Origin of the sequence: Streptomyces sp. NPDC058470 (genome assembly GCF_042721055.1) — a bacterium.
Classification (GTDB): domain Bacteria; phylum Actinomycetota; class Actinomycetes; order Streptomycetales; family Streptomycetaceae; genus Streptomyces.
The window spans coordinates 1-22742 of sequence record NZ_JBHXMF010000070.1; the positions used below are offsets into that span (position 1 = coordinate 1).

General features: G+C 69.9%; 17 protein-coding genes and 2 tRNA genes. 4 read left to right on the forward strand and 15 right to left on the reverse strand.

Annotated features, from left to right (window positions below; translation table 11 throughout):
- Positions 1 to 167: 167 nt before the first annotated feature.
- From holA to leuS, 8 genes are all read right to left on the reverse strand, one after another.
- The gene (gene holA / locus ACFWP7_RS36300) at positions 168 to 1154 is read right to left on the reverse strand and encodes a DNA polymerase III subunit delta (RefSeq protein ID WP_384390750.1); all 987 of its coding nucleotides are present in this window, start codon (positions 1152 to 1154) and stop codon (positions 168 to 170) included.
- A gap of 70 nt (positions 1155 to 1224) precedes the next feature.
- On the reverse strand, positions 1225 to 1470 hold the full coding sequence (locus ACFWP7_RS36305) for a hypothetical protein (RefSeq protein ID WP_384390753.1): 246 nt from the start codon (positions 1468 to 1470) through the stop codon (positions 1225 to 1227).
- 257 nt (positions 1471 to 1727) lie between these two features.
- Positions 1728 to 2594 (reverse strand): arylamine N-acetyltransferase, encoded by an 867-nt coding sequence (locus ACFWP7_RS36310; protein WP_384390756.1) that lies wholly within the window; start codon positions 2592 to 2594, stop codon positions 1728 to 1730.
- A gap of 4 nt (positions 2595 to 2598) precedes the next feature.
- The gene (locus tag ACFWP7_RS36315) at positions 2599 to 5307 is read right to left on the reverse strand and encodes a ComEC/Rec2 family competence protein (protein ID WP_384390759.1); all 2709 of its coding nucleotides are present in this window, start codon (positions 5305 to 5307) and stop codon (positions 2599 to 2601) included.
- Between the two features lie 116 nt (positions 5308 to 5423).
- Positions 5424 to 6491, reverse strand: coding sequence for a helix-hairpin-helix domain-containing protein (locus tag ACFWP7_RS36320; protein ID WP_384390762.1), 1068 nt, complete (start codon positions 6489 to 6491; stop codon positions 5424 to 5426).
- Positions 6492 to 6920: 429 nt separating this feature from the next.
- Complete coding sequence (locus ACFWP7_RS36325) at positions 6921 to 7766, reverse strand: DegV family protein (RefSeq protein WP_384390765.1); 846 nt, start codon at positions 7764 to 7766, stop codon at positions 6921 to 6923.
- 72 nt (positions 7767 to 7838) lie between these two features.
- On the reverse strand, positions 7839 to 8570 hold the full coding sequence (locus tag ACFWP7_RS36330; protein WP_384390768.1) for a hypothetical protein: 732 nt from the start codon (positions 8568 to 8570) through the stop codon (positions 7839 to 7841).
- Positions 8571 to 8726: 156 nt separating this feature from the next.
- On the reverse strand, positions 8727 to 11615 hold the full coding sequence (gene leuS, locus ACFWP7_RS36335; RefSeq protein ID WP_384390771.1) for a leucine--tRNA ligase: 2889 nt from the start codon (positions 11613 to 11615) through the stop codon (positions 8727 to 8729).
- A 417-nt stretch (positions 11616 to 12032) separates the two neighbouring features.
- Between leuS and ACFWP7_RS36340 the strand changes: the two genes are divergently transcribed.
- Positions 12033 to 13337, forward strand: a complete 1305-nt coding sequence (locus ACFWP7_RS36340; RefSeq protein ID WP_384390774.1) for a cytochrome b/b6 domain-containing protein — start codon at positions 12033 to 12035, stop codon at positions 13335 to 13337.
- Positions 13338 to 14957, forward strand: a complete 1620-nt coding sequence (locus tag ACFWP7_RS36345; protein ID WP_384390777.1) for an NADH-ubiquinone oxidoreductase-F iron-sulfur binding region domain-containing protein — start codon at positions 13338 to 13340, stop codon at positions 14955 to 14957.
- A gap of 49 nt (positions 14958 to 15006) precedes the next feature.
- Here ACFWP7_RS36345 and ACFWP7_RS36350 read toward each other — a convergent pair.
- A tRNA-Ala gene (locus ACFWP7_RS36350) sits at positions 15007 to 15079 on the reverse strand.
- A gap of 148 nt (positions 15080 to 15227) precedes the next feature.
- Here ACFWP7_RS36350 and ACFWP7_RS36355 point away from each other — a divergent pair.
- Entirely contained in the window at positions 15228 to 16409 is a 1182-nt protein-coding gene (locus tag ACFWP7_RS36355) for a glycosyltransferase 87 family protein (RefSeq protein ID WP_384390779.1), read from the forward strand.
- Here ACFWP7_RS36355 and ACFWP7_RS36360 read toward each other — a convergent pair.
- Together ACFWP7_RS36360 and ACFWP7_RS36365 are read right to left on the reverse strand one after the other, a co-directional pair.
- Positions 16378 to 16611: a hypothetical protein gene (locus tag ACFWP7_RS36360; protein WP_010986886.1), complete on the reverse strand. Its 234-nt coding sequence runs from the start codon at positions 16609 to 16611 to the stop codon at positions 16378 to 16380. The genes ACFWP7_RS36355 and ACFWP7_RS36360 overlap by 32 nt on opposite strands.
- A 246-nt stretch (positions 16612 to 16857) precedes the next feature.
- Positions 16858 to 18222 (reverse strand): MFS transporter, encoded by a 1365-nt coding sequence (locus ACFWP7_RS36365; protein ID WP_384390782.1) that lies wholly within the window; start codon positions 18220 to 18222, stop codon positions 16858 to 16860.
- A gap of 224 nt (positions 18223 to 18446) precedes the next feature.
- Between ACFWP7_RS36365 and ACFWP7_RS36370 the strand changes: the two genes are divergently transcribed.
- Positions 18447 to 19304, forward strand: coding sequence for a helix-turn-helix transcriptional regulator (locus tag ACFWP7_RS36370; RefSeq protein WP_384390785.1), 858 nt, complete (start codon positions 18447 to 18449; stop codon positions 19302 to 19304).
- A 79-nt stretch (positions 19305 to 19383) separates the two neighbouring features.
- Here ACFWP7_RS36370 and ACFWP7_RS36375 read toward each other — a convergent pair.
- The 4 genes from ACFWP7_RS36375 to ACFWP7_RS36390 all read right to left on the reverse strand — a co-directional run bounded on the left by ACFWP7_RS36375 (position 19384) and on the right by ACFWP7_RS36390 (position 22739).
- Positions 19384 to 19456 (reverse strand) — tRNA-Ala (locus tag ACFWP7_RS36375).
- A 116-nt stretch (positions 19457 to 19572) separates the two neighbouring features.
- Positions 19573 to 20244 (reverse strand): histidine phosphatase family protein, encoded by a 672-nt coding sequence (locus ACFWP7_RS36380; RefSeq protein WP_384390788.1) that lies wholly within the window; start codon positions 20242 to 20244, stop codon positions 19573 to 19575.
- Complete coding sequence (gene rsfS / locus ACFWP7_RS36385; RefSeq protein WP_384390791.1) at positions 20241 to 20684, reverse strand: ribosome silencing factor; 444 nt, start codon at positions 20682 to 20684, stop codon at positions 20241 to 20243. Before rsfS ends, ACFWP7_RS36380 begins: the two co-directional genes overlap by 4 nt.
- 228 nt (positions 20685 to 20912) lie before the next feature.
- Positions 20913 to 22739, reverse strand: a complete 1827-nt coding sequence (locus tag ACFWP7_RS36390) for a LytR C-terminal domain-containing protein (protein ID WP_384390794.1) — start codon at positions 22737 to 22739, stop codon at positions 20913 to 20915.
- Between the last annotated feature and the right edge of the window lie 3 nt (positions 22740 to 22742).

Sequence of the window (22742 nt, forward strand, 5' to 3'; positions counted from 1 at the left end):
TGGCCCCCCCCCCCACCCGGGCGGCGCTCAACCCCCCCCCGGGCGTTTTTTGCGTGCGGGCCCGGGGGGGGGGGGGGGGGGGGGGGCGCCCCCCCCCCCCCCGGAACAAGGGACGGGCAGGGGCGGAGGGGGCGAAAAACTCCCAGGCCGACACCAACGCCGGGCACCTACCCCCGCCGGGACCGCGCAGCCCGAGCAATCACCACAACAGCCTTCTCCAGGGCGTACTCAGGATCGTCCCCACCACCCTTGACCCCGGCGTCAGCCTCGGCAACCGCCCGCAGAGCGTCAGAAACCCCATCCGGAGTCCACCCCCGCATCTGCTGCCGAACCCGGTCGATCTTCCACGGCGGCATACCGAGCTCACGGGCAAGGTCGGCCGGCCGCCCGCCCCGCGCGGACGACAACTTCCCGATCGCCCGCACCCCCTGCGCCAACGCGCTGGTGATCAGCACCGGCGCGACCCCGGTCGACAGAGACCACCGCAACGCCTCCAACGCCTCCGCCGCCCGCCCCTCCACGGCCCGATCGGCCACGGTGAAACTCGACGCCTCGGCCCGCCCCGTGTAGTACCTCCCGACAACGGCCTCGTCGATCGTCCCGTCAACATCCGCGGTCAGCTGCGACACCGCGGAAGCCAGCTCCCGCAGCTCACTCCCGATGGAGTCCACGAGCGCCTGACAGGCCTCAGGCGTGGCGGCCCTGCCCACCGCCCGGAACTCACTCCGCACGAACGCCAGCCGATCCGCCGGCTTCGTCATCTTGGGACACGCCACCTCCCGCGCCCCCACCTTGCGCGCGGCATCGAGCAGCCCCTTGCCCTTGGCCCCACCCGCGTGCAGCAGCACCAGGGTGATCTCCTCGGCGGGCGCCCCCAGATACGCCTTCACGTCCTTGACCGTGTCGGCCGACAGATCCTGCGCATTGCGTACGACCACGACCTTCCGCTCGGCGAAGAGCGACGGACTCGTCAGCTCGGCAAGCGTGCCCGGCTGCAACTGGTCCGGGCTGAGGTCCCGTACGTCCGTGTCGGCGTCGGCGGCCCTGGCAGCGGCCACCACCTCCTGCACGGCACGGTCGAGCAGGAGATCCTCCTGGCCCACCGCAAGCGTGACGGGGGCGAGAGGGTCGTCATTAGCAGTCTTCCTGGCCATCCCGACAAGCATCCCACGCGCCACTGACATCGCGGCGCGAGTGCCCGGCACCCGGCACCCCCGCGGAGCGCTACGGCTCCTCGCGCCAGCCGTCCCACTCCGCCACGAACTCGTCCAGTTCCTTCGGGTCGAGTCGCGCCTCGGTGTCCCGCAGCACCACCAGCCACTGCGCGTCCTCGGCGTCGTCCTCACCGGCCAGCGCGTCCCGCAAGAGCTGCGGTTCCTCATCCAACCCGAACCTGTCACCCAGTGCCTGCGCGGCCTCTTCGGCGGCGTCACGGTCGGGCAGCACCAGCACATGTCTCACATCGCTCACCCAGACATTTTCCGACACCCCGGACCTCGACCGACACCAGGCCCACCCGACACCAGGCCCACCCGGTGGTGCCAGGCCCGCCCGGTGCCAGACACAACCGGTGCCAGACACGATCTACGCCGGGGTCAGCCGGCTCCCCCGACGAAGCGTCCACGGCACGCTGCCGGCCCACGCACTCCCCTGCGCCGGCGCCACCCACGAGTGCCCCTATGGGACCCGGCCCTGGGCAGTCTCCTCACCCAGCGCCGCCGGTGCGATCAGCCCGCCTCTCTCGCCTCTCTCGCCTCCCTCACCTCCTCCACCTTCCGTACCTCCGGCACCTTCCCCAGCTCGATCCCGAACTGCTCGCGATAGGTCGCCAGCACCTCCTCGTCCGTGGCCAGTTCCGACACCTCCTTCGCCCCGTCAGGCGCCGTCACCGTGAAGCTCCGACCGCTGAGCGTGATCCTGCCGCCGTCCCCGGTGACCCGCGAACAGACCAACGACCGCGCGAAATGCGACGTCGGCGAGGTGCTGTGCCACCAGACCCCCGTCACGAAGTCCTTGAGCACCCGCGGCCGTACCTCCAAGCGGTACTGCACCTTGCCGTTCCGGATGACATCGAGATCCTCCCTTTCCCTCGACCCTCCGGCGCCCCGCACCCCCGCTGCGTCCGGCCCCGCCTCGACGACCCGGAACATGCCCCCGGGCTCCTCCTGTTCCCCCCTCTCCCCGAACGCCAGCGGATAGAGGCTGAGCGCCCCGAACCCGACGTCGGTCAGCCAGTCGCCCCCGTCCACCGTCCGCACACGCAGCGCGAGATGGTCGTACGGAATCCCGAGCCGCCCCTCGTCGTCGTACACCCGCCCCGCCAGCAGCGTCACATCGAAGCCCAGCGCTCCCAGCAACGCCCCGAACGCCCCGTTCAGTTCGTAGCAGAAGCCACCTCTTCTCGCGCCCACCAACTTGTCCAGCAGCCTCTTCTCCTCCAGCACGATCTCCTCGCCGAGGTGAATCGACAGGTTCTCGAACGGCACCGTCTCCAGATGGCGGCGGTGAAGCTCACGCAGAGCATCGGAGGTGGGCCACGCGGGGTACTGAGCCCCGATCCTGCGGAGGTAGGCGTCGGCCTGTGCGGAATTCATGGGCTCAGTGTCTCGCCACGCTCAGCCCGCCGCCCGCACCTACGACCGCCAGCGCCCCGTCCTCGTCGGTCCGCAGCACCACGGCACCCCCGGCGCGCAGCGCCGCGACGGTGCTGGGCGCCGGATGCCCGTACGGGTTGTCCTCGCCGCACGAGATGAGCGCGAGCCGCGGGGCCACCCTGCGTATCAGGTCGGGGTCCTGGTAGGCCGAGCCATGATGGGCGACCTTGAGCACGTCCACGGCTCCCAGCTCAGCTGCCGCGGGCGATCTCAACAACGTTTGCTGAGCCGGGGGTTCGAGATCGCCGAGCAGCAGCATCCGCAGTCCCGCCGACCGTACGAGCAGGGTGACACTGGCGTCGTTCGGGCCATCCGGAGTGGGGGCCGAGCTCGGCGGCGGCCACAGCACCTGCCAGTCGAGACCGCCCGTGCGGCGCCGTTCCCCCGACACGGCCCGCGTCACCGGGATGTGCCGTGCCGCGGCCTCCCGTCTCACGAACTCGGCCTGGTCCGCCGGCTCTTCGAGACCGGTCGTCTCGATCGCACCCACCGAACGCCCGCGCAGCACGCCTTCCAGCCCTGCCACATGATCGGCATGAAAATGCGTGAGTACGACGAGCGGAATGCGGGTGACTCCGAGCGCGCCCAGACACCGGTCCACCAGTATCGGGTCGGGCCCGGCGTCCACCACCACAGCCGTACCGGCACCCGCGGCGAGCACCGTCGCGTCTCCCTGCCCCACGTCACACATCGCCATCCGCCAGCCGGGCGGTGGCCACCCCGTGATCACTCTGGTGAGCGGCGGCGGCTGCACCACGGCCAACAGGAGCAGCGCCCCGCAGACACCGGTCAGCCACGGATGTCTCAGGAGTCGTCGGCCGACAAATACCACGGCCACAACCGCAAGGGCGAGCAGCAGCGCCCCCGTCCAACTGCCCGGCCAGTCCACTCCCCCGCCGGGCAGCGCCGCCCCGGTACGAGCGATGTCCGCGATCCACTGAACGGGCCAACTCGCGCACCACGCCAGGGCCTTGGCGGCGGGCAGTGCGACCGAGGCTGTCGCCATCGTCGCGAAGCCCAGCACGGTGGCCGGCGCGACCGCGAACTCCGCGAGCAGATTGCACGGCACCGCCACCAGACTCACCCTGGCCGAGAGGACCGCGACGACGGGCGCGCACACGGCCTGTGCGGCACCGGCGGCGGCGAGCGCCTCGGCCAGGCGCGGCGGCACCCGACGCCTCTGAAGCGCGGCACTCCACCGTGGCGCCAGGGTGAGCAGCGCACCGGTCGCCAGGACGGAGAGCACAAAGCCGTAACTGCGGGACAGCCAGGGGTCGTACAGCACCAGGAGCAGGACGGCCGTGGCCAGCGCGGGGATCAGCGATCTGCGGCGCCCGGTGGCGATGGCGAGCAGCGCGATCGATCCGCAGGCCGCGGCCCGCAGCACACTCGGGTCCGGTCGGCACACGATCACGAAGCCGATCGTCAGCGCGCCGCCGAACAGCGCGGTGGCCCGTAGCGGTACGCCGAGCCGCGGTGCGAGCCCACGCCGCTCGACACGCTGGGCGAGGCCGGGTGGTCCGATGAAAAGAGCGAGCAAGATCGTGAAGTTGCCGCCACTGACCGCGAGAAGATGCGTGAGATCCGTCGCCTTGAACGCTTCGTCCAACTCCGGTGTGACCCGTGCCGTGTCCCCCACGACCAGCCCCGGAAGCAGCGCCCGCGCGTCCGCGTCCAATCCGTCGGTCGCCTGCCGCAAGCCCGCACGCAGCCCGCCCGCGAACTGCTGTGGCCCGGATGGCTCCCCCACCACCTCCAGCGGCGCACTCCCCCGCACCCGCAACACCGCCGCGATCTCGTCCCCACCCGACAGAGCGGGCGCGAGCCGCGCGGCAACCCGCAAACGCGTGGACGGCAGCAGCGACAGCCAGGGCGAACGCTCATCGGACAGCGGAGGCGAGCCCCTTGCCGAGCCGGCTTCGACGATCATCAGCACCGGTGTACGCATCAGCACATCGGTCCCGTCCGCCCGCATCAGCCGCCGGACCTCAGCATCGAGCAGCACTGCCGTCGGAGCCGCGTGATCTCCCTTGACCCGTGGCCGGGTGAGCCGTGCATCGGAGGTGACCTCGACCTCGACGGTCACCTGCGCGTACTGCCGTGCCAGGGCAGGAACGGGCCCCCGCCGCAGATCCGCCCCGTGCAACCCGGCGGAAGCAGCGGCCGCGGCGACACACAGCAGCACTGCGGCAACAGACACCCGGGGCCACCTATGCGTCCGCTCTCCCCGGCGCCCATCGGCGAAGGGGATCCCTTCTCGCCGTTCACCGAGCCGACGTACCTCCGGCGCGTCCCGGAATCGACGCCCCTCCAGCCCATCTCGGAACCGCCCTCCCTCCGCCCCCTCCCGGAACCGGCTTCCCTCCAACCCCTCCCGGAACCGATCTCCGTGTTGCCCTTCTCCGAAGCCGAATCGTCGTCCCGCGCGCCCCTCCTCACTGTCGCGGTGCGCCCCCCTTCGACCCGCAATCAGCAACGCCCCACCCACGACCAGGCAGACCACCGCCACGCCCGCGACCCACCCGGGCGGTCCCCCAAGCGTCACCGCTGCCGTAACCCAGGCTGCCAACGCGGGCGGCACGAGCCGTAAGTCCGTCGGCCCTTCCTCCCGGGGATTCGAGGCTCCCAGCCGCTGGCCCGAGGCAGCATGCACAGCCCGCCGGTTCACGGCGCCGCCATCAGCCTCACCGGCATCAGCACCACCCCCGGGCCCCGCACCAGCACCAGCACCAGCACCAGCACCAGCGAAGCGCACAACCCTCCGCCCGCTCACGGCCGCACCAGATTCCGAAGATCGGCGAACCGGCGGTCGCCGATCCCATTGACCTCACGAAGCTCGTCCACCGAGCGGAAGCCTCCGTTCTGGGTGCGGTAGTCGACGATGTGCTGGGCCAGGACGGGGCCCACGCCCGGGAGGCCGTCGAGCTGCTCCACGGTGGCCGCGGTGAGTGAGACGGGAGCGGCGGGAGCGGCACCGCCGACGGATGCGGCGCTGCCGGCCGCTCCCGATCCTCCGACGAGCGCAGGCACACCGACCGCGACCTGTTCGCCGTCCACGAGAAGGCGGGCGCGGTTGAGTCCTTCGGTATTCGTGCCCGGACGCACTCCGCCCGCGGCTCGCAGCGCGTCCTCCACGCGAGAACCGGCTCGCAGGCGTTGGAGCCCGGGACTGCGCACCTTGCCGCTGACATCCACCACGATCACCGTCCCGGCCGCACCGACCGGGCCGGGCGACCCCGCCGCGGCATCCGGCGCCAACTCCTGCTGCTTCGCCTGTCCGGCCGCTTCGCCGAACGGAGCCGCCGCCCGGACCACCTCAGGAGCCCGCACCGACTGAGGCTGGCCGACCCAGAAGTGCTGCACGGCAAAGACCGCAGCGACGACGAGCAGCACGCTCAGGGCGACCACACTTCTGCGTTCAAGCCCGCATCGCGACTGCAACCACAACGGCATCCGCTCCCGAACGGCGGGCCCGACCCGATCCCGCCACGCCTCCCCCACCCCACCGGAAGCAGCATCGCCACGCACACCGGCGTCAACGGCCACACCCTCGCCTGAAGCACCCCGGTCAACCGCCCACCTCACAGCAGAGGAATCACGGTCATCGGCCCACCTCACAGCAGAGGAGTCACGGTCATCCGGCCACCTCACCCGGGGGGATTCACGGTCTTCCGCCCCGCTCCCCCGCAAACCACCATGGTCACCCGGCGTGCGCCCCCGGAAGCCACCCTCGCCCCCGACCCCCCGCACCCCGGACTCACCCTCATCTTCACCCTCACCCCTGTCCAAAATCCCACTGCCGCGCCCCTCAACCCCCCACACATCAGCGACGCCCATCCCCGCCGCAGTTCTCCCCCTCGGGGTATCCCCCACATCCCAGTCCCCCGCACCCTCCCCCGGAGGCCCACTCCCGTTGCCGTTCCCGAACTCCTGCCGCTCTCCAGCCCTTTCGGCGAAGAGCGCCTCCGCGCGCAGGCGGAGTGCCTCGGCCGAGGCCTCGCGGCGCCGGGCGCGGCTTCGGGGATGGTGCCGGTCATCGCGACGGCGATGGCGGGTGCGGCCGTCGGAGACGGGCCCGCGGCCCGGACCGCTGGTCGGAGTGGCTGCGTGTGAACGTGATCGAAGTGCCATGCGGCGAGAATCCAGCACCTCGACAACTTCGCGATGATCTTGCTCAATTCCCGGGGACTACCGCTCAGTTGTGGATAACTCCATCACCCACAGGAGCCACAGCCGCCACAGAACACCGCACACGCAACTCTGGCCTCACCGGGGTGAGACGACCGCCCCCAGCAGCCCAGGCCCCGTGTGTGCACCGATCACTGCGCCGACCTCGCTGACATGCAGGTCCACAAGACCGGGCACCCGCGCCCGCAGCCGGTCTGCGAGAGCCGAGGCCCGGTCGGGTGCTGCGAGGTGGTGGACGGCGATGTCGACCTGGGCGCTGCCCGCGCGGTCGGCGACGATCTCCTCCAGGCGGGCGATCGCCTTGGACGCCGTCCGTACCTTCTCCAGGAGTTCGATACGACCGCCGTCCAACTGCAACAGCGGCTTGACCGCGAGCGCGGAGCCCAGCAGCGCCTGCGCGGCTCCGATCCGGCCGCCGCGGCGCAGATAGTCGAGGGTGTCGACGTAGAAGTACGCGGAGGTGCCGGCGGCTCGTTTCTCCGCGGCCGTGACCGCCTCGTCGATCGTGCCCCCCGCCTCCGCGGACTCCGCCGCGGCCAGCGCACAGAAGCCGAGCGCCATCGCGACCATCCCGGTGTCCACCACACGCACGGGTACCGGAGCCTCCCGCGCGGCGAGGACCGCGGCGTCGTAGGTACCCGAGAACTCGGACGACAGATGGAGGGAGACGATGCCGGTGGCGCCCGACTCGGCGACCTTGCGGTAGGTCGCGGCGAAGACTTCGGGGCTGGGCCGTGACGTGGTGACGGGGCGCCGCTTCTGCAGCGCCTGGGCAAGGGAGCGGGCCGAGATCTCGGTGCCCTCTTCAAGGGCCCGGTCGCCGAGGACCACGGTCAGGGGCACCGCTGTGATGCCGTGGCGCTCCATCGTCCGCGGCGGCAGGTAGGCCGTTGAATCGGTGACGATCGCGACATGGCGGGACATGAGCTGGAGGTTACCTGCCGGGGCATGCGGTCGGCAGCCCGGCCCCTCCCACCTGCGGCTGGTGCGGCCGGATCAAGTCGTGCTCTCGGGACGGGGCTTCTTCTGCCAGGGGTAGGCGGGCCGCTGTCCGGGCGGGGTGATCGCAGGACGTGTGGGCTCCTCGGCCATACGGGCTTCGGGGCTGTCGGGCCAGGTCTGTCGATCGGAGGAGGCCGCGTCCGGGGCCGGCGCTTCGGGCCAGGAAGCGTCGGGCTCCGGCTCCGTGGTCCAGTGCCGCAGGGCGCCGGCCTCGACGTCTATCTGTGCGCTCAGCGAGTCCAAGTCGTCGTCCGCGAACCGGTGGGCCCGGTCCCGTGCGGCCCAGCGCAGCGAGTCCGCCGAGTGTGTGATGCGCTCGGTGCGCTCGCGCAGTCCGGGCAGCAACGAGATGAGCGTGCGCCGATCGGGCTCGGTCTCCAGGCGCTTGAGGTCCGCGTCCAGTTCTTGCCCGTGCACGCTTAGTCGCCCGAAAAGGCCCAGGGACTCCTTCAGGGACTCGTCCTCCGTCACGCCCGCGTGCAGCGCGTCCTGCGTGGCCCGCATCGAGGCGCGCAGCTTCAGGCGGAGCTGGGCCAGCTCGCCGAGCGGGCCGGGCTGGGCGAGTGTCTTGGCGCGCAGAGTGGTGTCCTCCACGGTGCGGCGGGCCTGCGCGATGGTGCGGTCCACGCCTCGCTTGGCGGCACCGACCACCTTCACCGTGGCATACACGCCCAAACCCACGAACAGCAGGAAGAGCAGGGTGATTACTGCGATCACGGCTTCCACCACACTCCTCCTCCGGACAGGTCGCGGCAGCTGCCGCGGCACTCTTCAACGGTAAACGCTACGGGCAGACCCGGAGTTCCAGAAGAACCCCGAACCTGCCCGTAGGGGACTACCCCGACAACCGCGCTCGAAAGCAGGCGACTGCCGTCCTTCCGGCTACGCCGGAACGATGTTCACCAGCTTCGGCGCCCGCACGATCACCTTGCGGATCCCCGCACCGCCCAGCGCGGCGACGACCTTCTCGTCGGCCAGTGCCACCTTCTCCAGCTCCTCGTCGGAGATCGACGGGGAGACCTCCAGGCGCGCCTTGACCTTGCCCTTGATCTGGACGACGCAGGTCACGGCCTCGTCCACCACATACGCCGGGTCGGCCACGGGGAAGTCCTGGTGGACGACCGAGTCGGAGTGGCCCAGCTTGCGCCACAGTTCCTCGGCGATGTGCGGGGCCAGCGGTGCGATCAGCAGCACCAGGGGTTCGGCGACCGTGCGCGACACGGCGCCGCCCGCCTTGGTCAGGTGGTTGTTCAGCTCGGTGACCTTGGCGATGGCGGTGTTGAAGCGCATGCCCTCCAGGTCCTGGCGTACGCCGTCGATGGCCTTGTGCAGAGCGCGCAGGGTGTCCTCGCCGGCCGCGGAGTCAACGACCGTGACCTCGCCGGAGACCTCGTCCACGACGTTGCGCCACAGCCGCTGCAGCAGCCGGTACTGGCCCACCACCGCGCGCGTGTCCCACGGCCGCGACACGTCCAGGGGGCCCATCGCCATCTCGTACAGGCGCAGCGTGTCCGCCCCGTACTCGGCGCAGATCTCGTCCGGAGTGACCGCGTTCTTCAGGGACTTGCCCATCTTGCCCAGCAGTCGGGAGACCTTTTCGCCCTGGTAGTAGTACGCGCCGTCGCGCTCCTCCACCTCGGCGGCGGGCACGGCGATACCCCGGCTGTCGCGGTACACGTAAGCCTGGATCATGCCCTGGTTGAACAGCTTGTGGAACGGTTCGGCCGAGGAGATGTGGCCCAGGTCGAACAGCACCTTCGACCAGAAGCGCGCGTACAGCAGGTGCAGTACGGCGTGTTCGGCGCCGCCGACGTACAGGTCGACGCCGCCGGTCGGCTGTCCCTCGCGCGGGCCCATCCAGTACTGCTCGATAGCCGGGTCGACCAGCTTCTGGTCGTTGTGCGGGTCCAGGTAGCGCAGCTCGTACCAGCAGGAACCGGCCCAGTTGGGCATGGTGTTGGTCTCGCGTCGGTAGCGCTGCGGACCACGGCCGTCGCCCAGGTCCAGCGTGACGTCGACCCAGTCCTGGTTGCGGGACAGCGGGGTCTCCGGGGACGTGTTCGCGTCGTACGGGTCGAAGGTGCGCGGCGAGTAGTCGTCGACCTCGGGCAGCTCCAGCGGCAGCATCGACTCGGGCAGCGGGTGGGCGATGCCGTCCTCGTCGTAGACGATCGGGAAGGGCTCTCCCCAGTAGCGCTGGCGGCTGAACAGCCAGTCACGCAGCCGGAAGTTGACGGTCCCCTCGCCGATGCCCCGGTCCGCCAGCCACTCGGTGATGCGCGCCTTGGCCTCGACGACGCCCAGGCCGTCCAGGGAGATTTCGTCGTTGGTGGAGTTGATGATTTTCGCGTCGTACGACCCGAAGGCGTTCTCCCAAGACGTCGTGTCGGTGCCACGGCCGTCGGTCGGCTCGACGACACAGTGGATCGGCAGCTCGAAGGCGCGCGCGAACTCGAAGTCGCGCTGGTCGCCGGCCGGCACGGCCATGATCGCGCCGGTGCCATAGCCCATCAGGACATAGTCGGCGATGAAGACCGGGACCTGTTCGCCGTTGACCGGGTTGGTCGCGTACGCGCCGATGAAGACGCCGGTCTTGTCCTTGGCCTCGGCCTGTCGCTCGACGTCCGACTTGGAGGCGGCCTGCGCGCGGTACGCGGCGACGGCCTCGGCCGGGCTCGCGTGACCGCCGGTCCACGCCTCGTGCGTGCCCTGGGGCCACGCGTCCGGGGTGAACTTCTCGACCAGCGGGTGCTCGGGCGCCAGCACCATGTAGGTCGCACCGAACAGGGTGTCCGGGCGCGTGGTGAAGACGGTGATGCGCTCGCCGTCGATCGGGAAGTGGACGCGGGCGCCCTCGGAGCGGCCGATCCAGTTGCGCTGCTGCAGTTTGATGGCCTCGGGCCAGTCCAGTGCGTCCAGGTCGGCCAGCAGCCGGTCGGCGTACGCGGTGATGCGCATGTTCCACTGGCGCAGCTTGGCCTTGAAGACGGGGAAGTTGCCCCGCTCGGAACGGCCGTCGGCGGTGACTTCCTCGTTGGCCAGTACGGTGCCCAGGCCGGGCGACCAGTTGACGGGCGCGTCGGAGGCGTACGCCAGGCGGTACTCGCTCAGGACGTCGGCGCGCTCGGTGGCGGTCAGCTCGTTCCACGCGCGCGCGTGGCCGTCAGTTGCCGGTACGGCACGCTCGCCGCTCTCGAACTGGGCGACCAGCTCGGCGATCGGGCGGGCCTTGTCCGCCTCGTCGTCGTACCAGGAGTTGAAGATCTGCAGGAAGATCCACTGGGTCCACTTGTAGTAGTCCGGGTCGATCGTGGCGAACGACCGGCGCTTGTCGTGGCCCAGGCCCAGCGCACGCAGCTGGGCCTTCATGTTGTTGATGGCCGCCTCGGTGGTGATCCGAGGGTGCTCGCCCGTCGACACGGCGTGCTGCTCCGCGGGCAGTCCGAAGGCGTCGAAGCCCAGGGTGTGCAGGACGTTGTGGCCCGTCATGCGCTGGTACCGGGCGGATACATCGGTGGCGATGTATCCCAGGGGGTGGCCGACGTGCAGGCCCGTACCGGAGGGGTACGGGAACATGTCCATGATGAACTTCTTGGGCTTGGCGACCAACCCGGGGTCGCCCGCCAGGTCACCGCTCGGGTTCGGCGCCTCGTACGTCCCCTCGGCGTCCCAGAAGTCCTGCCAGCGTGCCTCGATCTCAGCGGCCAGCGCGGCCGTGTAGCGGTGCGGCGCGGCCACCTCGGAGGCGGCAGCGGTATTCGTCTCGCTCATGATCCTCAAAGCTCCATCGATCGTCTCTGCCAGCGGCTCAGGAAATGAAAAAACCCCTCGCACAGGAGGGGACGCCGCGCCGATGCCGACCACGATTCGTCAGTGGCCGGGACTGGTCAGCGCGGCTCGCTAAGCAGAAGGCGTACGGCACGCATGGCGTCAGGGTACCGCAGCGCCCGTGCGGGCCGCGACGAGCTTCCGAGGACCGGCCGACACGCCGTGCCACTGCACAGAATCGTCACAATAAATTGAACCGCGTTCAAATGTTACTTCGCGTAACGGACTCTAAGGGACAACACAAGGGCCCCAGCACCCTTAGATAACAACGCAATAACTCAAACGTCGCACTCGTAGGTATGGCTCGACTTAGAGTGCGGCTTCGGGACCGCTTCCCCGAACTGTTTGGGAGTAACCCCCATGACCCCTCTTCGCAAGAACAGCTCGCTCCCTCAACCGGGCCGATCGGCTTACGGGGCGCTGACGGCTGCCGCGCTGCTGCTCATACCCATGGTCGTGCTGGTCGGAGGTGACGGCCTGCGCGACTTCCTCAACTTCGGCGCCGGCGTGCTGTCGCTGGTCGCCCTCACCTGCTCCGTGGTGTGGGGAATCGTCGCGACCGACCGGCTGTTCCTCAACACGCGCCAGCGGCTGATCGCGCAGGCCGTGCACAGGACGACCGCAGTGTCCTCGGTCGCCTTCCTCCTGTTGCACGTCTCGGTCAAACTGGTGCTGGACCACACCACACTGTTCGCCGCGGTGGTCCCCTTCGGGCTCGGCATCACGGGCACCAACGGACTCATCGGCTTCGGCTCCCTGGCCGGCCTGCTCATGATCTTCACAGCCGTCACCGGCGCCCTGCGCGGCGCCTTCGCGTCCCCCGCGCCGGTCGCGGCCCGCTGGCGAGCCGTGCACATGCTGGCGTACCCGGCCTGGTGCTCGGCCCTGGTGCACGGCCTGTACGCGGGGCGTCCCGCCGCGACCTACGTCACGGTGATGTACAGCCTCTGCCTGATCTTCGTGGCGGTCGCCCTGGCGTTGCGCTCGTCCTCCGGCCCCTTCAAGCGCGCCATCGCCGAGCGGATCCTCGCGATCCTCGGCGAGAACAACCGCACCGGGACCCGCTTCGCCCGCGAGGATCTGGAGGCATCCCGTGCCGCCGCCTCGGGCCAATCGCAGCCGGGCTTCGCCTCCCGACAGTCTCCGCAGGACACGTACGCGCCCCCACAGCGCATGGCGTCCCCCGCGCAGTCGTACGAAGCCCCGTACGACCCGAACACGGCCACCGGAGGCAACGGCTTCGCGGCCGCCTACCGTGCCGTCTCCGGAGGCAGCACCCCCGGCGCAAACATCCCGGGCCCCGACGCGACCGAGCGCTTCCAGGCGCCCATGGACATGCAGCCCACGCAGACGTTCCAGCCCGCCGACAACGGAGGCATGTCGGGCAGCTGGCCCATTCCCTCGCCGCCGCCCGTCGGTGCGGCGCCCCCCTCCGCCTACGACCCGCTCAACGACACGGGCTACAACATCCCCGTCTATGACAATTCGGCCACCAACGTGTACGGCACAAGTGATGTGTACGACACCGGTGAGTCAAACCAGGCCTACGGCACGTACAACGCTAACGACACGTACGACAGCGGTCCCACGACTGAAGTACTGCCGGGTGCCTTCGACGCTCCTGGCTCCGGTGAATCATGGAACGCCCCTTCCGGAGGCTTTTAAGTGAACGAGGCCCTGCCCGACGTCCCGGAAGTCCGCGTCGTCGGACTTCCGCAGCTCACGTCGGGTTTCGACCTGGTTGAACGACTGGACCTCCCGATGCACCTCAAAGTGCACGGGCCGCTCGAACCCATGGGCGGCGAGCAACTCGCGGGCCTCGCCGAAGCGATCTCCCTGAAGGGCCGCGGCGGCGCGGGCTTCCCCTTCGCCAAAAAACTGCGCTCCGTCGCGGAATCGGCCATCAAGAAGGGCATCCGCCCCGTTGTCGTCGTCAACGGAAGCGAGGACGAACCCGCCTGCCGCAAGGACACGGTGCTCATCAACCGTGCCCCGCACCTCATCCTGGACGGCGCGCTGCTGGCCGCCGAGGCCATGGGCGCCCGAACCCTCGTGATCGGCGTGACCCGTGAATCCACCCAGCGGTCCATGGAGGCCGCACTGGCCGAGCGCGGCCTGAGTAACCGGCGCGGATCGCCCCTTCGCGCGCGCGTGCAGCGCAATCCGGTGCGCATGGTCACTGGAGCTGCCGCCTCACTGATCCGCTCCATCGACGGTGGCCCGGCCATCCCGCCCGGCCGCAAGGTCAGCGCGTCGCAGACCGGCGTCGGCGGCGCGCCCACGCTGCTGTCCAACGCCGAGACGTTCGCCCAACTGGCCATCGCCGCCCGCATAGGCCCCGACCGCTACCGCAACACCGGCCTGTACGACGAGCCCGGCACCGTCATGCTGACCGTCTCCGGCGCCGTCGCCCGCCCCATGGTGATCGAGGTCCCGACCGGCGTCCCACTGCGGTACGTGCTCCAGCTCGCGGGCGCCCCGCCCATGCCACAGGGCGTGCTGACCGGCGGATACCACGGCAAGTGGCTGGACGCGGCGACCGTCAACGAGGCGATCGTCTCGCGCAACTCCCTGGACGCCGTGGGCGGTGCGCTCGGCGCCGGCGCGATTCTCCCGATCACCCAGCAGACCTGCCCGCTCGGGGAGTCGCTGCGAGTGGCCCAGTGGCTTGCCGAGGAGAGCGCGGGACAGTGCGGTCCCTGCTACCTCGGTCTGCCCGCCGCGGCCCGCGGCCTCGAGGACATCCTCAACGGCGGCGGCCCGGCCGCCCTGGAGGCCGTCAAGCAGGTCGCCAAGGCCGTGAAACGGCGCGGCGCGTGCTCGCACCCGGACGGCTCCGCGATGTTCATCGAGTCGACGCTCAAAGCCTTCACCGACGACCTGGCCGCGCATGTCCTCGGCAACGGCTGCGGAAGGCCCGTGGAGGGCGTTCTGCCGCTCTTCGAGGGCGGCCAGACCCCGAAGGGCATCCCGGGCGGCCAGAACCAGCTGGAGGCGGGTCCCCCCCGCCAGAAGATCTACGTCGACTGGACGCTGTGCCGCGGCCACGGCCTGTGCGCGGACATCCTTCCGGAAGTCTTCGAACTGGGCGCCGACGGCTTCCCCACCGTCGCGCAGGCATCGGTGCCCCGGTACGCGGAGGCGAAGGCCCTGCGTGCCGTACGACGCTGCCCGGCGCTGGCGCTGCGCCTGGAGGAGGACACCCGGTCCTCCGCTCCGGCGCGCAACAACCTGCCCGTACTCTCCCAGGGGCGCGGCCGCCGGGCGCTCGGCAGCGGTCGCTGAACACGAAGAAGCGGGTCACCCTGATCGGGTGGCCCGCTTTCAACGTCTGTGGAGCTAAGGAGAATTGAACTCCTGACCTCCTGCATGCCATGCAGGCGCTCTACCAACTGAGCTATAGCCCCTCGCGGTCAAGCGGCGAAGCCGCGTATTGACCGCGTCGCCCCGGTTTCCCTGGCGGCGACGCCAACATTACACGGTCCTCCGGGTGCTCCACCAAATCGTTTCCGTGCCGTACGGACAATACGGATATGCGGGATAGTGTCGGTCTTCGTGACCGTGATCGCCGTGCCCCGTCTCCGCCGGGTGCCCGTTGCCCTGGGTGCGTGCCTGCTGTCGTTCGCGGCCTTCTGGTGCGCGCAGCGGGCCGCGCACGTGTCGATGATCGACCTCATGGTGTACCGGGCGGAGGGCGAGACGGTCCGCGCGGGCGGCGACCTCTACGCACTGCGCACGACCGAGGCCCATCTGCCCACCACCTACCCGCCGTTCGCCGCACTGCTGTTCACCCCGCTGACGCTGCTGGACACGGCGAGCATGCGAACCCTGGCAACGGCCGGAAATCTGGCCCTTCTTGTGGTGTTCGTGGCCCTCTCACTGCGAATCGCCGGGCACGCACGCGTGGAGAGCGTCTGGTGGATCTCGGCGGCGGCCGTGTGGTCCGAGCCGGTGTGGACGACACTGCGATACGGGCAGATCAATCTGCTGCTCGCCGTGCTGGTGCTGTGGGACCTGTCCCGGCGACCCGGGCACCGCTGGGCCGGGGTGGGTATCGGAATCGCGGCGGCGGTCAAACTGACACCCGCGCTGTTCGCGGTGTTCCTGCTGGCCACCGGCCTTGTGGAGTACGCGAGGCGAGGCTCCGGAGGACCGTGGTTACGACACGCGCGCGGGGCGGCCGCCACGTTCGCCGGGGCAACGCTGCTGGCGGCGGCCGTCCTGCCGTACGACTCATGGCGCTTCTGGACCCGCATGATCTTCGAGGCGGGTCGCGTGGGGCTCGTCGAGGACACCGCGAACCAGTCCTTGCGCGGCGTCCTGGCCCGGCTGCTGCACACCACGGCGCCCGGCGCCTGGTGGGCCGCCACGGCGGCCGTGGCGGGCGCAGCGGGCCTCACCCTCGCCGTGGCCGCCGAACTGCGCGGGCAGCGGGCCTGGGCGGTGGTCGCGTGCGCTGTGACGGCTCTGCTGATCAGCCCGGTGTCGTGGTCGCACCACTGGGTGTGGTGCGTACCGATGCTCCTGCTCCTCGCGACAACCAGCCGACCCGCCGCCATCTGCACGGCGCCGGCCTTCTTCTCGTACGCACTGTGGTGGGTACCGCACGGCCCCGGCAGGCTCGAACTTCATCAGACCGGCATCGAGTTGACGCTGTCGGCACTCTACGTAGGCGCCGGTTCAGCTTTCCTGGCCCTCATCGGGCTCAGGCTGTGGCGAACGAATAGAACCGTTTGAGGGTGCAGTGCTCGTCGAGGAGCCGGCCGTAGATCGGCTCGCCCTCCAGTTCGCGGTACGTCTCGATCGGGTCGCCTTTTATGATCAGCGCCCGCGCGCACTCCTCGCACCAGTATTGGTAGTCGTGGTTGACCGGTTCCATGTCGCGGACAATTGGCGTACCACTGCCGCACCAATCGCATTTTCGCCTGTGCGCACCCATCGATCAGCTCCAGCTGTGGCCGCAGGCCGTGCACACGTAGGAGATCCCTCCGTTGTCACCGAGAACCTGGGCGACATGGAGCGATCCGCAGGAAGGGCAGTCAAGGAGAGTGACTTTTCTGCGCGTCTGTGCCGCTTCGAGAAGATCGTCGACCTCCTCGAGGATGCTCGCAGGCATCGCTACTCCCTCCCGTCGGGCCGCGCCCCCTTCCGGCCGTTTGATTCTGCCACGGCCGGAGCAATACGGTCAGCGACGCCTGCGTACCAGTCCGGACACAGCACCCAGCGTGGCCGTCCCGGCCAGGGCATACGTGCACACGAGGAGCGCGTCCGCAGAGGTATACGCCCCGGAGGCCCCAAGTGACTCAAGCCGGTTCAGGAAGAGTGTGCCGAACGCCGCGACACCGATCAGCTGACCGAGCTGAGTGACCGTCGCGAGCAGACCGCTGGCGTCCGCCGCGTCCTCGGCCCGCACGGTGGCCAGGGCCTTGGTGAGGGTGGGACTGAATGCGAGCGCGAGACCCGCACCCAACCCCGCGAACGCGATGTACAGCCAGAGGCCGCCGTCGCCCCCGGCCTTCAGCACACGTCCGACGCCGACCACGGAGACGGCGGCGAGCGCGAACCCGGCCGGAATCAGGGCGCGTTGCCAGGACGTGGGCCAGTTGCGCCAGGTCAGACCGACCAGGCCGAAGACCACCGCGGTCGGCGCGAAGGTGAGTCCCGCGCGCAGTGCGCTGTAGCCGAGCCCGCCCTGGATGTGCAGCGTGAGCGTGAACAGGAAGCCCGCGTTCACCGCCATCACGGCCAGCAGCCGGAAGACCGCGAGGCCGACGCCGGGATGGCGCAGCATCCTCGGCGCGATCAGCGGTGCCCCGCCGCGCCGGGCGAGCCGGGACTCGTACAGGCAGAACAGTGCGAAGCACACCGCGGCCGCGCCCAGCGAAAGCCATGACCACAGCGGCCAGTCCTCCTCCTGCCCCAGCACGAGCGGCACAGTGCACAGCGAGACGGCGGCGGCGAGGAGGACGAGCCCCGGCAGGTCGAGGCCGCGTGAACGCTCAAGAGCCCGAGTGTCCTCCCGCGGCAGTACGCGCCTGCCGGCGGCCAGGAGTGCGACGCCCACGGGCACGTTGACCAGGAATATCGGCCGCCAGCCGGTGCCGAACAGATCGGCGCTGACCAGGACGCCGCCCAGCACCTGTCCCGCGGCGGCGCCGGTCGCGAGGACCGCCGCGTACGCGCCGAGCGCCCGGGTCCGCCCCTCTCCGGTGAAGTTGCGCTGGATCAGGCTGAGTACCTGCGGGATCATCGCGGCCGATCCGGCGCCCTGGACCAGCCGGAAGGCGATCAACTCACCGGCGCCCTGAGCGAGTCCGCAGGCCAGCGAGGCGGCTGTGAACAGTGCGAGCCCGCCCAGATAGACACGGCGGTGGCCCAGCCGGTCGCCCAGTCGCGCTCCGGTGATCAGCAGCACGGCGTACGCGATGGTGTATCCGGCGACCACCAACTGCAGGGCGGCACCGGACGCGTGGAGTTCGGAACCGATCGTGGGCACCGCGACGTTCACGATGAAGACGTCGAGCAGTGCCATGAACTGGGCCGCGAGCACGACCGCGAGCAGCCGTCCGGAGCGATTGTCAGTGCCAGGGTCTTTACTGGTCGCAGGACTTGGACCTGCTGTGGGACCTGGTCCCGAGGGGGTTGTCGTCGTCATGGCACCGAGCCTGACGACAACCGGGTACGGGTAACGAGAGCCCGCCGATGCTGGTACTGACAGCACCTGGCAGCGGACGGGCCGAGCACGGACGATGGACGACGGGGGATGTGACGCCGATGAACACGACACAGCGCCGCAGGCAGGAGCTGGCCGCCTTCCTGCGCGGCAGGAGGGCCCGGGTGACACCGGCCGACGTGGGGATGCCGCCGGGCTTCCGGCGCCGCACACCAGGACTGCGCCGCGAAGAGGTCGCGCAGCTCTCCGGCGTGGGCGTCACCTGGTACACCTGGCTGGAGCAGGGGCGTCCGATCAACGCGTCCGCGCAGGTCCTGGACGCGGTGGCGCGCACGCTGCGCCTCGACCAGCCGGAGCGCGAGCATCTGTACAACCTGGCCGAGGTGCCGTACGAGGCGGATCCGCAGACCGCCGCGGAAGCGGTGGGCCCGGAGGTGCGGGCCATCCTCGAGGCCCTCGATCCGCACCCGGCGGTGGTCTACAACTCACGGTTCGACATCCTCGCCACCAACCCCGCCTACCGCGACCTGTTCTTCATGCCGGGAACCGCCGAGACTCAGCCGCGCAACGCCCTGTGGTCGCTGTTCACGGTGCCCGAGGAGGACTGCCCGCTGGTGTTCCGGGAGAGCGAGCTCCCGGTGATGGTGGCGACCATGCGTTCGCCGTACGGGCTCCATGCCGGCGAACCCGTGTGGGAGGACTTCATACGCAGGCTGTCGGAGGCCAGCCCGCTGTTCGACCAGCTGTGGCGTGACGGCGACGTGGCGCGGCCGGGCCAGCGGGTGAAGACGTTCCGGCACACGGTGGTCGGTGAGCTGCGGATGACATCCGTCTCGCTGTCGATCCACGGCATGCCCGAGTGCCGGATCGTGGTCTACCAGCCGGACGACGAGGAGACGCACCTGCGGACGGCTCGGCTCAGAGACCTACGGGTGGCACCGACAGCTGTCCAGAAATGACGGCAACGAAAAATCCCGCCCCCTGATGGGGACGGGATCCTTCACCACTGATCTTTGACAACTCAAAAGAGTTGATCTGTGGAGCTAAGGAGAATTGAACTCCTGACCTCCTGCATGCCATGCAGGCGCTCTACCAACTGAGCTATAGCCCCGTATGTTCTTCCCGCCCGGCGGGGCGAACAAGAAGAACTTTAGCCTGCGACCAGCCGGAAAGTGAAATCCGGTCCCGACGGGTCTGCGGGACCGGAGACCGGCCTGCCGTGGCCGCTCAGTCGTCGTCTCCGAGCACCGGTTCCGGCAGCGTGCCGGCGTTGTGCTCCAGGAGGCGCCAGCCGCGGGCGCCCTCCCCAAGGACGGACCAGCAGCAGTTGGAGAGGCCGCCGAGGCTCTCCCAGTGCTGGGACTCCAGACCGAGAAGGCGACCGATGGTGGTACGGATCGTGCCGCCGTGGCTGACGACCACGAGGGTGCCTTCGTCGGGGAGTTTTTCGGCGTGCCGCAGCACCACGGGGGCGGCGCGGTCGGCGACCTCGCTCTCCAGTTCGCCTCCGCCGCGGCGCACGGACTCACCGCGCTTCCAGGCGTCGTACTCCTCGCCGTGCCGGGCGATGATCTCGTCGTGCGTCAGCCCCTGCCAGACGCCCGCGTAGGTCTCGCGCAGGGCCTCGTCGTGGGTGACGTCGAGGCCGGTGAGCACGGAGAGCTCGGCGGCCGTGTCGGCGGCGCGCTTGAGGTCCGAGGCGACGATCGCGTCGGGCTTCAGCGAGGCGAGCAGCCGGGCGGCGCGGCGGGCCTGACCGACGCCGATCTCGGTCAGCTCGACGTTCGTGGTGCCCTGGAAACGCCGCTCCACGTTCCAGGACGTCTGGCCGTGCCGCCAGAGGATGACACGGCGGCCCCGGCCGGGCTTCTTCCCGGCCTCGGCACCCGCGGCGTTCACCGCAGCTCTCCGAGCTCGGCGACGTCCCCCGCATCCTGGAGCTTGGCGTGCTCTGCGCCCTTGCCTCGGGTCGCCTTGGCGTCGGCAGGCAGGTCGACCTCCGGGCAGTCCTTCCACAGCCGCTCCAGAGCGTAGAAGACACGCTCCTCGCTGTGCTGCACATGCACCACGATGTCGACGTAGTCGAGCAGTACCCAGCGGGCCTCGCGGTCGCCCTCGCGGCGGACCGGCTTGGTGCCGAGCTCCTTGTTCAGCCGCTCCTCGATCTCGTCGACGATCGACTTGACCTGGCGGTCGTTGGGCGCGGACGCCAGCAGGAAGGCGTCGGTGATGGAGAGTACGTCGCTGACGTCGTACGCGATGATGTCGTGCGCGAGCTTGTCTGCGGCCGCCTGTGCGGCGGTCTTGATGAGCTCGATGGAGCGGTCCGTGGCGGTCACTACGCGGCTTTCCGTCGGCGGTCAGTAATGAGTCAAGGGTCTCACGGACAGCCGACGACACCCCACGTGTTTCTCCGACCGTGCTCCGACCTGGCTCCGGGCACCCCTGGGAGGGCCATCGCCCGCCCCGGGCGGACCTTTGTCGGCCGTCCCCGGGGCGGGCGCTCCACAGGCGCTCCGCACTCCGTCCCACAACCCACAACCCACAACCCACAACCCGCAACCCGCCTACGACGACGAGGGCTCGTAATCCTGGCCAAGGACCACGGACACGTCCGCGTTGGAGGTGACCGTGCCCTTCTTGACCGAGCTGGTGGGCAGGCCCAGGGTCTTGGCGACCTCGACGGCGTTGTCCTTCTGGGCGTCGTCCGCGTACGTGATCTGGGACACGCTCTGGGCGGCGGCCGCCGTACCGGAGTCCAGGAAGGTGTAGCCGCCGTTGACCAGGACGACGCGGGCCTTCTCGGTGGTGTCCTTGTCGCCGGTGGCGTTCTTGATGCCGACGCGGACGGCGGCACCCTCCTCGGGGCTCTTCACGGTGCCTCCGAGCACGTCCTTGACGACGCTGTCGGTGGCCTCCTCGCTCAGGGTTCCGTCCTGCTGCACGGGCAGCAGCGCCGTCTTGTAGTCGCCGCTCTTGGCGTCGTCGGCGAGCTTCGCGAGGAAGGCGCCCAGGTCCTTGTCGGTCAGCGACGGGTCGAGGATCTGCGCCAGGCTCTGCACGGTGGTCGTGGCGGCCTCCGGGTCGGAGGACAGCTTGCGCAGCACGCCCTGCATGACCTGCCCGAACCGCTCCAGCTGGGCTGTCTGCGACTCGCCGGAGGCCTGGTACGTGGCGTAGGCGACGGCCATCTTGCCGCTGAGGGACTGGTCCGCACCCTTCTTCACGAGGGGCGCCTCGCCCGCCTTCTCCGAATCGGGGTTCGGCACCTCGGCGTTGGTGTCGACCTCGATGCTGCCGACGAGCTCGACGAGGTTGTTGAGGTACGGGGTGTCGAGGCGCCAGGTGCCCTCGATGTCGGTGCCGAGCACCGTGTCGATGGCGTCCAGGGTCCCGGCCGAACCGTCGTCGTCGACGGACTTGGCGAGCGTGGTCGTGCTGCCGTCGTCGCTGGTCAGGGCAAGGGAGTTGGGCAGTAGGACGGAGGTGCCCTGCTTGATGGTGGTGTTGTTGACGAGCAGCACGGTGGAGGTGCCGCTGCCACTGGTGTTGTGCAGGTGGACGACGATCACATCGCGCTTCTGGGCGGCCACGGACGTGGCGGTGCCGGTTTTTTCGCTCGTCGACGACAGCCCGGGGAGCTTGCCCGCGTACCAGAGGTAGCCGACGCCACCGGTGGCGACCAGGGCGAGCGCCACGACCAGGCCGATGATCCGGCCGCGGGTACGACGCTTGGCCTCCTCGCGGCGTTCGGTGCGGTTCTCGGTGAACTTCAGCCAGTCGATGACGTCTTCGGACTCGGCTTCCTGCTCCTCGACAAAGGCGAACTGCTCGGTGCGGTAGTCCCGGTCGGCCCGGGGTTCGCTCTGCTCCGCGGGACCCGCCTGCTGCGGGATGTACGCGGTCTGCTCGGCAACCCGAGGCTGCTGGCCGGTACTTGAGGTCCGCCCGGCCTGACCAGTTTGCCCAGCCTGCCCGACCTGCCCGGCCTGACCCGTCTGAGCCATCTGACCCGTCTGACCGGCTTCCCCGACCTGCCCGTACGGGTCGTACGCCGTCGACGTCTCGCCGGCCCTGGGTGCGCCGGCGCCGTACGGATCGTAGGAGTCGGGCGAGTTGTAGGGGGGGACAGACGGCTGTTGGCCGGTGTCATGGGACGACACCTGTTGCTGCTGACCGGTGTCATAGGGCGACACAGGCGGCTGCTGGTCCGTCGCGTACGGGTCATAGCCGTAGCCGGCGCCGGCCTGCGGCTGCTGCTGTCCGTAGGTGTCGTAGCCCTGCTGCTGGGGCTGCTGGGGCGACACCTGCCGGTACACAGGCTGCCCGAACTCGTCGTAACCGACGAGCTCGTACTGGCCGCCGCCCGCGTACCCGTCGTATCGGTCGTTCACCGG